This is a genomic window from Blautia fusiformis, from assembly GCF_020686995.1.
Classification (GTDB): Bacteria; Bacillota; Clostridia; order Lachnospirales; family Lachnospiraceae; genus Blautia_A; species Blautia_A fusiformis.
On sequence record NZ_JAJEPT010000004.1, the window covers coordinates 36,067 to 50,191 of the forward strand.

Sequence of the window (14,125 nt, forward strand, 5' to 3'; positions counted from 1 at the left end):
AAAAGCGTAAAATGATTAGGATATTTGAATCTGTACAGAGAGAGTCCATATGGAATATTTTCTGTACCAGCAAAAATGGAGGATTGCATATGAGAAAAATGGGAAAACATATCCCAGGGCTGATCGTGACGCTTGTGGTTCTGATCACAGCGATCGTATTTGCGGTCATGCTTCTGAATATGAAGGTGATCCCGACGAAGTTCATTGCAGTGATCGGACTGGTAATGCTGGTCCTGATCGTGATCGTCGGAGCGCTTGTATGGAGTACGGATGGTAAGATAAGATTTGTAGTGGGAGTGATCCTGGCAGCAGTCTTTGCAGCAGTATTCATTCTCGGAAGTATGTATGTTTATAAGACACATTCCACACTGGCAGGGATTTCCGGTGTGAACACAGAGGTTACGGAGGTCGGCATTTATGTCCGTGCAGATGATTCTGCAGATTCCATAGGGGCTACAGCAGATTATGTGTATGGTGTGCTGACAGATCTTGACAGAGCCAATTCTGACAAGGCTATCCAGGAGGTGGATTCTGAGACAGGCAAGACTGTGCAGGTCCAGGAGTTTGCAGGACTTACAGAGCTGGTTGATGGTCTTCTGAACGGACAGACAGGTGCGATCGTGCTGAACAGCGCATATTTAAGCGTTATTGAAGAGATGGATGGATATTCCGATATTTCTTCCAGGATCAGAGAGCTGACTGTGAAGAAGGTGGAGACGACCATTGAGCCGCAGGAGACAGAGGCGAAGGCTGAAGAGAATACCAATGACGGCTCTGTATATACCATTTTTATCAGTGGTATCGACAGCCGCAGCGGCCTTGTTGCAAAGAGCCGAAGCGATTCCAATATCATTGCTACGGTAAATACAGCTACCAGACAGGTGCTTCTGGTTTCTACACCTCGTGATTATTTTGTACCGCTTTCTATTTCAGGCGGACAGAGAGATAAGCTGACACATGCAGGTATCTATGGTATCAATGTATGTATGGATACTCTGGGAATGCTTTACAATGAGGATATCAACTATTATTTCCGTATCAACTTTGCGGGATTTGAGCAGCTGATCGATGCGCTTGGCGGAGTTACCGTTTATTCTGACTATGACTTTGATTCCAAGAATGAGATAGGATATCACTTCAATCAGGGAGAGAACTACCTGAACGGTGAGCAGGCTCTGGTATTCAGCCGTGAGCGTTATGCCTTTAAAGAGGGCGACCGTCAGCGTGGCAAGAACCAGATGGCAGTGATCAAGGGTGTGATCAACAAGGCTCTTTCACCGGAGCTTCTGAAGAATTATTCTTCTGTTCTTTCCAGCATCCAGGGATGCTTTGAGACCAATATCTCCTATGAGGAGATCGCCAGACTGCTCCAGCAGCAGCTGAACAACGGCGGTGACTGGAACATCGTAAGCTACAGTGTAAATGGTACCGGTGACACACAGAAGCCGTATTCTATGAGCCAGAAGGCTTACGTTATGATTCCGGATGAGTCTACTGTTCAGAAAGCAGAGACCATGATGAAGAAGGTCCGTGACGGAGAGACTGTTTCCCAGGAGGAAGCAGACAGTGCAACATCAGCGGCAGCAGCTACAGATAATGATACACAGGCAGCTGCAGAGGGAAGCACAGCAGAAGCGCAGGGTGAGACTGCAAACGCCACACAGGATGGCACAGCAGATGCCCAGGCAGCAGACGGAACTGCTGCACAGCAGTAAGATAAAATTATTAAATTTTAGCATAAGAAACAGAACGAAAAAAAATCCACCGGCAATCGCCGATGGATTTTTTTTTACAGGATCTCTTTCAGATATCTTTCCAGGGCATCCTGCCATGTTGGAAGTGGCTGGAAGCCGTTTTTTACAAGCTTGGATTTATCCAGGCGGCTGTTGAATGGACGTACAGCCTTGGAAACGCCGTACTCTGCAGTTGTGACAGGAGATACCTCTACTTTTTCGTATTCTTTGTGACCGAGAGCAGCAGCCTGGCGGAAGATCTCTTTAGTGAAATCATACCAGCTGATGAAGCCGCCTTCGTTGGTTGCGTGATAGTAGCCGTATTTCTCTGTCTCGACCATGTCTACCAGAAGACGGGCAAGGTCGTAGGTGTAGGTCGGAGTTCCGATCTGGTCACTGACTACGGTAAGCTTGTCATGGGTTTTTCCCAGATTTACCATGGTACGGATAAAGTTCTTGCCGTTTTTGCCGAATACCCATGCAATACGTACGATAAAGAATTTATCTACAGTGCCGGATACTGCCAGCTCACCGTCAAGCTTGGTCTGACCGTATACGTTCTGTGGAGCGTAGTCCTTGCAGTCCGGATCCCATGGTGTGGTTCCCTGGCCGTCAAAAACGTAGTCTGTGGAAATATACATCATCTTGATGCCAAGCTCTTTACAGATGTCCGCAATGTTCTGTGTTCCTGCAACATTGACAAGACGTACCTTCTCACGGTTTTCCTCGTCCTCTGCAGCATCTACGGCTGTCCATGCGGCACAGTGTACTACTGCATCAGGATTTACCTCACGGATGGTTTTTGCTACGGCTTCTTTATCTGTGATATCAAGCTGCACATAAGGCATGGTGGTAACAGGAGTACCATCAGCGATGCCGCTGTAGGAAGGAGCAATGTCACTTCCTACGCCTTCATGTCCACGGCCGGACAGTTCATTCATTACGTCATGGCCAAGCTGGCCGCCAACACCTGTTACGAAAAATTTCATGCTTTAACCTCCTCGCGGTTTCCATACATTTCTTCGTAGTAGTTCTGATACTCACCGGAGATGATGGTTTCCCACCATTCCTTGTTGTCAAGGTACCATTTGATGGTCTTTTTGATTCCGTCTGCGAATTTTGTTTCAGGAAGCCATCCAAGCTCGTTGTGGATCTTGGTCGGGTCGATAGCGTAGCGCATGTCATGGCCTTTACGGTCTGCTACGTGTGTGATCAGGCTTTCCGGTTTGCCAAGCTCCTTGCAGATCAGTTTTACGATATCGATGTTTTTCATCTCGTTATGTCCGCCTACATTGTAAACCTCGCCTACACGTCCTTTGTGGATGATCAGGTCGATGGCACGGCAGTGATCTTCAACATAGAGCCAGTCGCGGACATTTTCGCCTTTTCCGTAAACCGGGAGTGGTTTGTCGTTCAGAGCGTTGGCGATCATCAGCGGGATCAGCTTTTCCGGGAAGTGATACGGGCCGTAGTTGTTGGAGCAGCGGCTGATGGTCACAGGCAGGCCGTAGGTTCTGTGGTATGCGAGAACAAGAAGGTCAGCACCTGCTTTGGAGGAGCTGTACGGGCTGCTTGTGTGGATCGGGGTTTCCTCTGTGAAGAAGAGGTCCGGTCTGTCAAGTGGAAGATCTCCGTAAACCTCGTCGGTGGAAACCTGATGATAACGCTGGATTCCGTATTTACGGCAGGCATCCATAAGAACAGCAGTACCCTTGATGTTGGTATCAAGGAATACTTCCGGGTTCTCGATGGAACGGTCTACGTGGCTCTCAGCTGCGAAGTTTACCACGATGTCCGGATGCTCCTCTTCGAAAAGCTTGTAAACAGCGTCACGGTCTGTGATGCTTTCCTTTACAAAGCGGAAGTTTGGTTTGTCCATGACCGGTGCAAGAGTGGAAAGGTTTCCGGCATAGGTCAGGCAGTCCAGGCATACGATACGGTAATCCGGATGAGCCTCCATCATATGAAAAATAAAGTTGCTTCCGATAAATCCGGCGCCGCCGGTAACGATGATTGTCATAAAAAATCTCCTTTATAATAAATGATTGATCTTATGCGGATTCCGTCAAAACGGAGTCCGCAGGTAAATTCAGTGTCGGAAAAACAGAGCGGCTTAGTGAAGTGCGTCCAGATATTTTCCGTCCAGGACATCCTTGAGATACTGGCCATACTGGTTTTTCTTAAGGATCTCATAAACCTTGAGCACGTCATCCTTTGTGATCCAGCCGTTTAAGTAAGCAATCTCCTCAAGGCATGCGATCTTGCGGTGCTGATGCTGCTCCATGGTTTTTACGAAGTTGGTTGCCTCTACAAGGCTTTCGTGTGTACCGGTATCCAGCCATGTGAAGCCCTGGCCCAGAAGCTCAACGTTCAGCTGTCCTTTCTCAAGGTAGATACGGTTCAGGTCTGTGATCTCAAGCTCGCCTCTTGCGCTTGGCTTCAGATTTTTTGCGTACTCTACGACCTTGTTGTCGTAGAAGTAGAGACCGGTTACACAGTAGTTGCTCTTTGGCTTTTCCGGTTTCTCTTCAATGGAAACAGCTTTTCCGTTCTGGTCGAATTCCACGATGCCGAAACGCTCCGGATCATCTACATAGTATCCGAAAACAGTGGCACCTTTGCCTGTTTCTGCGTTGTCTACAGCAGCTTTCAGGCGCTTTTTGAGGCCATGTCCTGCGAAAATGTTGTCGCCAAGGACCATACATACGGTGTCGTTGCCAATGAATTCCTCGCCGATGATAAATGCCTGGGCAAGTCCGTCCGGGCTTGGCTGTACAGCGTAAGTAAGGTTGACACCGAACTGATGGCCGTCACCGAGAAGCTCCTCGAATCTCGGGGTATCCTGTGGTGTGGAGATGATCAGGATATCACGGATGCCTGCGTTCATAAGAACAGACATAGGATAGTAGATCATCGGTTTGTCAAAGATCGGCAGAAGCTGTTTGGAGGTCACCATGGTAAGCGGGTAAAGACGTGTTCCGGAGCCTCCGGCTAAAATAATTCCTTTCATATGTTTTCTCCTTTGCGTGATGATGTGCAGCATAAGTCGTGCCTGCACATAACTTTGTTACTGTAACTGTATTATAAAAGGTGACGCAAGGTCACCTTCAAGAACTTTTTTCATATTTTTTATTTTTGGCTATTTTTCACAAAGAAATACGCCGGCATCCTTGGTAATGCGGAATCCTTTGGCAGTTTTTCTGGCGGTGTAGGCCCGGAATTCCTTGTAACGGTCCAGGATATACTGATTCTGGTTGCCGTGGCAGGAGAGGACGTAGGAGATCAGCGGCTCCGCATCCTGGACCAGAAGGCAGTCTTCATAAGAAAGCCACTGAGCCTTTGGGAAAAAAGGCGCAAGGATACTCTGGCCGTTTTCACGTCCGAACCGCTCATAAAGCCGGTCTGCGGAAAGCACGATCCGTTCATCAAAATTCTGCACCAGCTGGCTGACCTCCTGCATATGTGCCTTTCCGTAAGCACTGCAGAGAAATCTTCCGCCGGGAGCGAGGACACGGCGAACTTCTTTCAGGACGGAGGGAATATCATCGCAGTAAAAAAGCACGTGATTGGCGATCACCAGATCAAAGCTTTCGTCCTTGCAGGGGATTTTTCTGCAGTCAAAGGCCCGGAACGCAAACCGGGTATCCGAGGAACCGATGGCTCGTCTGGCATCGCGGAGCATACCACTGGAAATATCGGAAAGTGTGATGGAGATATCCTCCGGAAGAAGGGAAAGATTGTCAGTCCATAACGTTCCGTCCCCGCAGCCCAGCTCCAGAATACGAAGACCGGGTGAGATCCGGCATTGCTCAAAGATCCAGGGAAACCATCCCTGTTTGTTTTGGGAGTACAGACTGTGGAGATTGATCCTGGAGGAAATGTTGGTGGCATTCTGATACTGATTCTTGAGGCTTTTTTCCATGCCGGTCAGGTGGATCAGGTTCAGCATCTGGCTCCAGTCAATGGTGTGCTGTTCATTTATCACCTGTGCGGTATCCTGGATCGCTTTTTCCACCAGCTGCATTTGTTCGATCCGGTCACGGACCAGACGAAGCTGGATATTCAGAGAATTCAGCATGAAATGATAATCGGAATCACCGATAGTCATTTCACGGATGTCATCTAGAGAAAAGCCCAGATATTTCAGAAGGAGGATCTGCTGAAGCCTTGCAAAATCCTCGTCTGTATAAAAACGTGCGCCGGATTCGGTGACGAGAGAGGGTTTCAGGATATCCTGTTTATCATAATAGCGGACAGTACGCAGAGTTACATGTGCCATGCGTGCAAATTCGCCGGAAGAATAGTAGCCGTCTTTTTTCATAAAAAATAGAATCCTTTCTGAGGAAATAACAAACATCCTGTCATGAAGTCATAAGAGAATTATAATTCAGATCCGGAAGCCGTACAAGAGTAAACCGCATAAGAGTAAACCGTACAGGAGAAAAACAACATTGACAAAATTCTGCTGGTTTGTTAGTATATCGTTTCGAAAAAAGGAAACCCCGGAATTATATTTCCGGGATAAGCGTTCGATATAAAAAGGAGTAATTTTTATGCGAAACCGTACTCTGGATGTGGTAAAGGCAATCTGTGCTTATGCAGTTGTGCTTCTTCACGTCCATTTTCCGGGAAATGCCGGAATTATAGCCAATGTACTTGCCAGATTTGCAGTACCTGTGTTTTTTATGGTATCCGGATATTTTTGTTTCCGTGGCGATGATACGGAATTTATAAGAACCGGAAAAAAGATCCGGCATGTTCTGAAGCTGATGCTTGTGGCATTTCCGGTCTGCTGTCTGTGGGAGCTGATCCAGAACCACATCGACGGAGCAAGCCAGAAGGAATGGCTGGAAGCCCTGGTTTCGGGGGAACATATCCGCCAGTTTCTTCTATATAATAACAGCTCTCAGGTGAAATGGCATCTGTGGTTTCTCCCGGCACTGCTCTATTGTTATCTTCTTTTTGCCCTGGCAGCAAGATTCCGGATTTGTAAGCAGGTATATGTTCTGATACCGGTGCTTCTTCTGATCCATTTCGGAATGGAGGAATTTTCGACCTTCCTGTTCCCGGAAAAGCATTTCCGTGTTATGCAGTTTCGAAACTATCTGTTTACCGGATTTCCGTTTTTTATGTTGGGACATCTGATACACAGACATCAGGAAAAGCTGGAAGCCTGGTTTGCCGGAAAAAAAGTGCTTCTTTTGTATGGCATGGCAGCTGGCGGCGGGATCGCAAGTCTGCTGGAATACCGGTATTTTGGCAAACTGGAATTGTTTCTGGGGTCAGTATCTATGGCTGTTGGTCTTTTTCTCATTGCGATCATGGGAAAGAATCGGAAAGTGCCCGAGCTTCCGGCAGCCATCGGTCAGAAATATGCGTTTTTTATTTATCTGTTCCATCTCTGCGTGGCTGATATCCTGAAGGATGTGGCTGTGGTAGCTGGAATTGAGAAAAATCTTTTATATCTGTGGATGAGACCGGTGATGGTCTGTGTTCTTGTGACTGCTGTGGCGGTAATGTATGGATATGGAATGAAGATCTGCCGGAAATAGAAGAGTTTATGGTATTTTCATATTTATGCGCTGTGATTTTGTACCAAAATATGCTAAAATATCCTTTATTGATAAGTCACAGCACCCACCCGGAGGATGAGGGGAAAGCGACTGGAATATCCCGCTTCAGGGTAAGAAATACTGAGACATGAAAGAAAAAGGAGATTTTTATGGATTTACAAAACAGAGCGGAGGCCGGCAGTGACGGACACGATGAGAGTGTACTGAATCCGGAGATGCCCAACGAAACTGATCTGACGAAGAAGGAACGCCGCCGGATCGAAAGAGAGAAACTGAAGGGAATGGGAACAGGTAAGAAGATTCAGTATATCTGGATGTATTATAAGATACATATGCTGTGCGTGCTTCTTGCCATTGGCGGAGTCTGTCTGGGAGTGAATATTTATCGTCACGCACAGATGAAGACGGTGCTTTCCATTGCGGTGGTGAATGCAGGGAATTATGACTCTGAGAAGGTGGAAGAGGATGTTTTGAAGACACTGGGAACAGAGGATAAATATGCAGAAGTCAGTGTGGCGCAGAATCTGATGACGGACGAGACAGGAGAGGATTTTGATTACTATGCCAGGATCGCATATGTGACGGAAATCCAGAGTGCTACCGTTGATGTCCTGATCATGCCGAAGGAACTCTATGAACATGAGAAAGATAGCGGAATGTATGCAAATCTCAGGGAAACGTTTGGAGATGAGGTGTTTGAGTCTCTGGGCGCTGTGGATGATCAGCATCTGGAGCTTGACGGCAGTAGTAGTGTTGCTCAGGAATTTGGCCTGAGATATGATCCGGTGTGCATCTGCCTTCCGGGTAATGTGAAGAATAAAGAGAATGCGTTGAAATGGATCCAGTCTGTTCTGAAATGATGGATCCATATGCTTAGCTGAGTACAGAGATAAATAAGGCCTCCGGTTCGTAACACAGGAACCGGAGGCCTTATTATATATGAATATTACAGTGTATCGTTACGTTTGATGTAGCCAGGCTCATCCGCAGGACGGATGATCTCCTTGGCATGCGTGATCTTGGCATGCTTGTCTACCACCAGATTTTCGATATGGACATTCTCACCGATGGTGCAGTCTGCAAGAACGACACAGTTCTTGATAACAGCGCCCTTTTTGATGGTACAGCCACGTCCGACAATGGAATTCTCTACAGTTCCCTCGATCATGGAGCCGTTGGAGATAACGGAGTTGGAAACATTAGCTGTGTCAAAATAATGAGTCGGGCAGGAGTTATTGGTGCGTGTATAGATTGGCCAGTTATCATGGAAAAGATCCGTTGCAGTTTTGTAGTCGATCAGATCCATATTTGCATCGTGATAGCTCTTGAAATCAGTGATCGATGCAAAATATCCGCGATGGGATACACCACGTACATCCAGCTCACCGTCTCTGCAGCCGGCATTGATCACGTCTGCAAGGGTATAAAGAGAGGAGATCTCTTTTGCCTTATGGATGAGGCTGATGAAAAGCTCCTTGCTCATTACGTAGGTATCCATGAAAATGTTGCGGTTCTTTGCATTGCCGTGGTTGTGCTCAATGGAGAGAACACCCTTCTGACGGTTCAGGTTCAGGATGTGGCAGTTCAGATAGTTCTCCTTGGCATTATCAACGGAATGATAAAGCATGGTCACATCTGCACCGGATTCGATATGGGCATCGATCAGCTTGGAATAGTCGGTGGTGTAGATCATGTAATTCGGAGCGATAACAACATACGGATAATGAACTGCTTCGATGCACTCCAGATTGGAGTAGTAGTTGTCGATATCGGTGTTATAGATATCGTTGACTCCGGAATGCTCTGAAAAGAGGAGTTGGAGATTACCGCTCTTGGAGTTGATGTTGTAGTGACGTCCGGTTCCGAGATGTTCTACAAGAGAACGGGGTTTGTTCTTTACATAGACCTGAATGTACTCAATTCCGCTGTTGGTCATATTTGAGATTGGGAAGTCGATGACACGATATCTTCCGAGAAATGAAAAGGCGCCGATCGCACGGTAGTCCTGAAGCCCCTCCACATGGATATTTCTTTCTGAGGAATTCACGATTCCAAATGCTTTAAACATATTACTCAGCCCCCTTTACACGTTTTGATACAAGTTCGATGTGCTCACTGTCCTTGGAACCGACACGAGCATTGGCACCGATCACGACTCCGTCTGCAACGAGAGCACGCTGGACAACGGCACCTGCTTCAACAACAACACCCGGCATCAGGACACTGTCGATGATCTTGGCACCAGGACCGACCTTGACGCCTGTGAAAAGTACGGAGTTGGTGATCTCACCTTCTACAACACAGCCCTGAGTAATGAAAGCAGTGTTGATCACAGCTGTATCACAGATATACTGTGGAAGAGAGGTAGCATCCTCAGTGTAGATTTTCCAGGTAGGATCGTTAAGATCCAGTTCACTGTTAGGACTGAGAAGATCCATGTTTGCTTCCCAGAGGGAATCGATGGTTCCTACATCCTTCCAGTAGCCTTTGAACTTGTAGGCGTAGAGTGCCTTGTCCTGTGCAAGGAGTGTAGGGATGATGTCTTTACCGAAATCGTGATTGGAATCCGGATTTTTGATATCTGCCAGCAGGAGCTTGCGCAGAAGCTTCCAGTTGAATATGTAGATACCCATGGAGGCAAGATTGCTCTTCGGGTGTTCCGGTTTCTCTTCAAATTCCACGATGCGGTCATCTTCACCGGTGTTCATGATACCGAAACGGCTGGCTTCCTTCATGGGAACCTCGATAACTGCAATAGTCGCATCTGCCTTATGCTGGATATGGTCATCAAGCATCTTTGCATAATTCATCTTATAGATGTGGTCACCGGAAAGGATCAGAAGGTATTCCGGGTTCTGTGAGTCGATGAAATCAATATTCTGAGAGATCGCATCAGCTGTTCCACGGTATACATCCAGACCGGCATCAGCCTTCTCACGTGGAGGAAGTACATAAACTCCGCTGTCCTTGGCATCAAGGCCCCAGCGGCCACCGGCTGCTACATAGCTGTTCAGTAAAACTGATTCATACTGTGTCAGTACACCTACGACATCAATGCCGCTGTTGGCACAGTTACTGAGCGGAAAATCCACGATACGGTATTTACCGCCATAACCAACGGCTGGCTTGGCAACTTTATTCGTCAACTCGTGAAGACGACTTCCTCTTCCACCGGCCAGGATCATTGCTAACATACTGTTTTGTTTCATGGCGAATCCTCACTTTCATTTCTTGTTTACTGCCAGGTGTCTTTAACCATAAAAACAATAAACTTTGTTAATATTATACACCTTTTAAAAAAGAAAATCCAGTTTTTTGTGCAAAAAAACGTTATTTTTATATTGGGAAATTAGACGGATTTGGGAAAATTGATGGATAATCTGTCGAAAAAAGAAACGCTTAAGAAGGTTCCGGGATGCTGAAAAAACAGTAACACTGAAAATAGCCGGATTTCGGATACATCGGCGAAGATTCTTGCGGAAAATGTGAAAGCAGTGTATTCTGTAAAAAAGTCCGGAATACAGCGGAGAAAGGATATCGATATCAGACAGGGAGAAGACAGGATGAAAGAAGAAAGAATTTCCAACTATGTAAAACTATGTGAAGAGTGGGCACAACGCTTTTTGAAGATGGATCAGGCAGATCTGCATAAACGGGTACCGGAACTGAAGGAAGAAAACGGGTTTCTCACGATCATTCATTTCGGAAGAAGATATGGGGTGAGTCTGGAAGACGGCAGTATCCGAAGCCTGGATGGACAGAGAGAACCGGATACTACGGAGATGCTGAATATTTATACGCTTCTGGGGTATGCGAAAGAGGGGGCTTTTATTATGGATAAGTGGGTCCCTTTTGCAGATCTCAGGAATGCAAGACCATTTGCGCCGGCGTATCAGATCGGAGAGACGGATGTGTTCAGTGCTACATTTTCCGGCCATGAAAAGGAATTGAGGAAAGCGTTTCAGAAGCTTGACGGCAGGGAACTGCCCCAGGGTGATGTGGGATATGAGATCAGGGCCTTTGACTGTATGCCTATGAGATTCTTTTTCTGGGAACGGGACGAGGAGTTTGAAGCACAGGGAAATATCCTGTTTGATTACAGTGCCACAGATTTCAATCATGTGGAGAGTGCGGTATCCATAGCAGATTCCGGGATCAAAAGGCTTGCGGAGCTTGCCGGGGTCCCTCTCAGGGGGAAATCTTTTCAGATGCGCTGATAACCGAAATATAATAAAAACAATATGAAAAATAAAAATAAATAATATGAAAGATAATTGCGATTATCAGAAAAATCGTATACAATGAAAGCATATTTGTGGGTTTTAAGACAATGATTGTCACGAAGGATCCCCGTCAGAAATTACAGAATCCGGAGGTAATAAATGTGGGCAAAAATGCATCGGGAATGTATGTCGTAGATGAGGATTATAAGATTATCAGCTATAACCAGGCAGCACGTGAGATCTATCCGCAGCTGAAAAGTGGCGAGAAATGCTATCGCTGTCTGAGGAACAGAGAAACTCCCTGTGAGGTCTGTCCGATCATTAACGGGATCAAAGGTCCGAAGAACTATCTGGAACCGGGACGGAATATCCTGCGTTCGGTTGATGCTGTGGAGATTCCGCTGGAATCCGGCGGGACAGGACATGCCCTTGTTTTTTCGGATACAGAGACGAATGATGAGATCAGCAGCGGAATGATGGATAATCCGCTTCTTATGGGAATCATTAACGTTCTCGGAAAAAATTTTATCAATATCTACTCTGTTGACAGAGAGACTCATAAGGTCCAGGTGTGCCGCTTCCAGGGGCAGAGCGGAGCTTATGTGGAAGAGGGACTTCGCAGGGATGAATCCTATGAGAAGATCATGGATATTTATATTGAGAGCAGTGTTGCGGCAGAGGACAGGATCCGGATGCATCAGATGATGGATTTTGAGAAGATATGCGAACGCCTTACCAGGATCCCCCAGCTGATGGTACATTATCGTGTACGCCGAAGCAACGGGAGGATTGAATATTTCTATGTGAAATGTGCCAGGGTAGGAACGGCTGAGGATTTTCAGGCCGTGGTGTTTGCTTTTGCCAATGAGGATATGGATGTACGGTACAGTGAGATGGAAGCCATACTGGAACCAGGAGGAACAGCATCCGGAAGAAAACTTCTTATTGTAGTAAATGACGAGACGGATCGGAAAGCGCTTACAGAACATCTGGAAGGCAGTTTTGAGGTTATCACTGCGATGAATGAAGCAGAGGGGATGAAGCGTCTGTCTGAGAATTACAAAACCCTTTCTGCAATTCTTCTTGATATGAGTGTGCCGGTATGTGATGAATTTCAGTTTCTGGAGCTGATCCGTGATGATGTGATGCTGACCTCTGTGCCTGTGATCATCATAACCGGAAGTAACCGGTTGGAGGATGAGGTGCGATGTCTGGAACTGGGAGCAGTGGATTTTGTACGGAAACCGTATAATGTCCGTATATTAAAAAGTAAGATCAACAATGTGATCAAGCTGAGAGAGTCCGTGATGGTACTCTCAGCTCTGGAATATGATGATCTTACAGGGCTTTATATCAGACAGGCCTTTTTCCATCATGCAAAGACGCTGATGCGCTTTAATACGAATCAGGATTTTCATGTGGTGGTGGCAGATATAAAGAACTTTAAATGGATCAACGGAACCTATGGAGAGAAGACCGGTGATCAGGTTCTTACCTATCTGGGAGATACGTATAGAAATCAGGTTCGCTACGGGACGGTGGGCAGATATGGAGGAGACCAGTTTGTAGCCATCATATATGGAAAGAAAGAGATCCGTATGACAGATATGGAGAAATTTATCCACAGGGTCGAGAGTGGAGCACCGATTCCTAATCTGGTGGTCAACTATGGGGTCTATGAGAATGTGGATAAGACACTGCCTTTTACCCTGATCTGTGACAGGGCTTTTCTGGCCATGAAGAGTATCCGGGATGACTATGAGCACCAGATCGCTTTTTATGATGATGAGATGAGAAAGAGGCATATCCGTAACGGACAGATGGAGAATGCTTTCGTGGAGGCTATACGCAATGAAGAATTCGTAGTCTACCTGCAGCCGAAATACAGTGTGGAGACAGAAGAAATCGTTGGGGCGGAGGCACTGGTGCGCTGGAAGAGAGCGGAAGGAACTATGGTTTCGCCGGGAGAATTTATCCCTCTTTTTGAGAAGGATGGTCTGATCGTACGCCTTGATGAATATGTTTTCCGAAAGGTATGCAGCATCCAGGGGGAACGTATAAGATCAGGGAAAAAGATACTTCCGATTTCGGTGAATCTGTCACGTGCCAGTATCCATTACGATAATATGATCTGTCGTTATGTGAAGATCGTGGAAGAAAATGGCATTCCGTTTTCTTCTGTTCCCATTGAATTGACAGAAACTGCTGCGTTGTATAATGATCGGATCAGTAAGCTCATAGAGAAGATGGTGGATGCAGGATTCGAGCTGCATATGGATGATTTTGGCTCCGGCTATTCATCTATGACAAGCCTGAACCAGTTGCCATTCGATACTCTGAAGCTGGATAAAAGTCTGATCGATTACATAGAGAATTTTCGTGGGCAGCAGGTGATCCGTCATACCATTTCGCTGGCACACAGCCTTGGAATGAAGGTTCTTGCCGAGGGCGTGGAGAAAGCAAAACAGGTGGAGATCCTGCGAAGCCTGACCTGCGATGAGATCCAGGGCTTTTATTATGCGCGGCCTTTGCCGTGGGAAAACTTTGAAACAGAGGTTATAAGAGCAAAAGGGGCGTGTAAAAAATGAGAGATCAT

General features: G+C 46.5%; 11 protein-coding genes. 5 read left to right on the top strand and 6 right to left on the bottom strand.

Annotation, left to right across the window (positions count from 1 at the left end):
* Nucleotides 1–89: 89 nt before the first annotated feature.
* Nucleotides 90–1,715, top strand: coding sequence for an LCP family glycopolymer transferase (locus LKD46_RS04790; RefSeq protein WP_227573888.1), 1,626 nt, complete (start codon nt 90–92; stop codon nt 1,713–1,715).
* Between the two features lie 74 nt (nt 1,716–1,789).
* Here LKD46_RS04790 and rfbD read toward each other — a convergent pair whose 3' ends face one another.
* The 4 genes from rfbD to LKD46_RS04810 all read right to left on the bottom strand — a co-directional run bounded on the left by rfbD (nt 1,790) and on the right by LKD46_RS04810 (nt 6,054).
* Entirely contained in the window at nt 1,790–2,722 is a 933-nt protein-coding gene (gene rfbD, locus LKD46_RS04795) for a dTDP-4-dehydrorhamnose reductase (RefSeq protein ID WP_227573889.1), read from the bottom strand.
* Nucleotides 2,719–3,753, bottom strand: coding sequence for a dTDP-glucose 4,6-dehydratase (gene rfbB / locus LKD46_RS04800; protein ID WP_021651092.1), 1,035 nt, complete (start codon nt 3,751–3,753; stop codon nt 2,719–2,721). Before rfbB ends, rfbD begins: the two co-directional genes overlap by 4 nt.
* Before the next feature lie 93 nt (nt 3,754–3,846).
* Nucleotides 3,847–4,743: a glucose-1-phosphate thymidylyltransferase RfbA gene (gene rfbA, locus LKD46_RS04805; protein WP_118514932.1), complete on the bottom strand. Its 897-nt coding sequence runs from the start codon at nt 4,741–4,743 to the stop codon at nt 3,847–3,849.
* 129 nt (nt 4,744–4,872) lie between these two features.
* Entirely contained in the window at nt 4,873–6,054 is a 1,182-nt protein-coding gene (locus tag LKD46_RS04810) for a MerR family transcriptional regulator (protein WP_227573890.1), read from the bottom strand.
* A gap of 232 nt (nt 6,055–6,286) precedes the next feature.
* On the opposite strand from LKD46_RS04810, the gene LKD46_RS04815 reads away from it, so the two are divergent.
* Together LKD46_RS04815 and LKD46_RS04820 are read left to right on the top strand one after the other, a co-directional pair.
* Complete coding sequence (locus LKD46_RS04815; protein WP_227573891.1) at nt 6,287–7,285, top strand: acyltransferase; 999 nt, start codon at nt 6,287–6,289, stop codon at nt 7,283–7,285.
* A gap of 170 nt (nt 7,286–7,455) precedes the next feature.
* A complete protein-coding gene (locus tag LKD46_RS04820; protein WP_092069251.1) occupies nt 7,456–8,166 on the top strand; it encodes a hypothetical protein in 711 nt (236 codons plus the stop codon).
* An 86-nt stretch (nt 8,167–8,252) separates the two neighbouring features.
* On the opposite strand, the gene glgD is transcribed toward LKD46_RS04820, so the two are convergent.
* Together glgD and LKD46_RS04830 are read right to left on the bottom strand one after the other, a co-directional pair.
* On the bottom strand, nt 8,253–9,374 hold the full coding sequence (glgD, locus tag LKD46_RS04825) for a glucose-1-phosphate adenylyltransferase subunit GlgD (RefSeq protein WP_110102070.1): 1,122 nt from the start codon (nt 9,372–9,374) through the stop codon (nt 8,253–8,255).
* A 1-nt stretch (nt 9,375) separates the two neighbouring features.
* Entirely contained in the window at nt 9,376–10,515 is a 1,140-nt protein-coding gene (locus tag LKD46_RS04830) for a glucose-1-phosphate adenylyltransferase (protein WP_021651100.1), read from the bottom strand.
* Between the two features lie 354 nt (nt 10,516–10,869).
* Between LKD46_RS04830 and LKD46_RS04835 the strand changes: the two genes are divergently transcribed.
* Both LKD46_RS04835 and LKD46_RS04840 read left to right on the top strand, forming a co-directional pair.
* The gene (locus LKD46_RS04835) at nt 10,870–11,523 is read left to right on the top strand and encodes a DUF3786 domain-containing protein (protein ID WP_227573892.1); all 654 of its coding nucleotides are present in this window, start codon (nt 10,870–10,872) and stop codon (nt 11,521–11,523) included.
* Between the two features lie 167 nt (nt 11,524–11,690).
* Nucleotides 11,691–14,117: a putative bifunctional diguanylate cyclase/phosphodiesterase gene (locus LKD46_RS04840; RefSeq protein WP_227573893.1), complete on the top strand. Its 2,427-nt coding sequence runs from the start codon at nt 11,691–11,693 to the stop codon at nt 14,115–14,117.
* Nucleotides 14,118–14,125: the final 8 nt, after the last annotated feature.

Coding starts and splice junctions, on each gene's coding strand:
- LKD46_RS04790 (WP_227573888.1), top strand. CDS start 90: ATGAGAAAAATGGGAAAACATATCCCAGGGCTGATCGTGACGCTTGTG.
- rfbD (WP_227573889.1), bottom strand. CDS start 2,722: ATGAAATTTTTCGTAACAGGTGTTGGCGGCCAGCTTGGCCATGACGTA.
- rfbB (WP_021651092.1), bottom strand. CDS start 3,753: ATGACAATCATCGTTACCGGCGGCGCCGGATTTATCGGAAGCAACTTT.
- rfbA (WP_118514932.1), bottom strand. CDS start 4,743: ATGAAAGGAATTATTTTAGCCGGAGGCTCCGGAACACGTCTTTACCCG.
- LKD46_RS04810 (WP_227573890.1), bottom strand. CDS start 6,054: ATGAAAAAAGACGGCTACTATTCTTCCGGCGAATTTGCACGCATGGCA.
- LKD46_RS04815 (WP_227573891.1), top strand. CDS start 6,287: ATGCGAAACCGTACTCTGGATGTGGTAAAGGCAATCTGTGCTTATGCA.
- LKD46_RS04820 (WP_092069251.1), top strand. CDS start 7,456: ATGGATTTACAAAACAGAGCGGAGGCCGGCAGTGACGGACACGATGAG.
- glgD (WP_110102070.1), bottom strand. CDS start 9,374: ATGTTTAAAGCATTTGGAATCGTGAATTCCTCAGAAAGAAATATCCAT.
- LKD46_RS04830 (WP_021651100.1), bottom strand. CDS start 10,515: ATGAAACAAAACAGTATGTTAGCAATGATCCTGGCCGGTGGAAGAGGA.
- LKD46_RS04835 (WP_227573892.1), top strand. CDS start 10,870: ATGAAAGAAGAAAGAATTTCCAACTATGTAAAACTATGTGAAGAGTGG.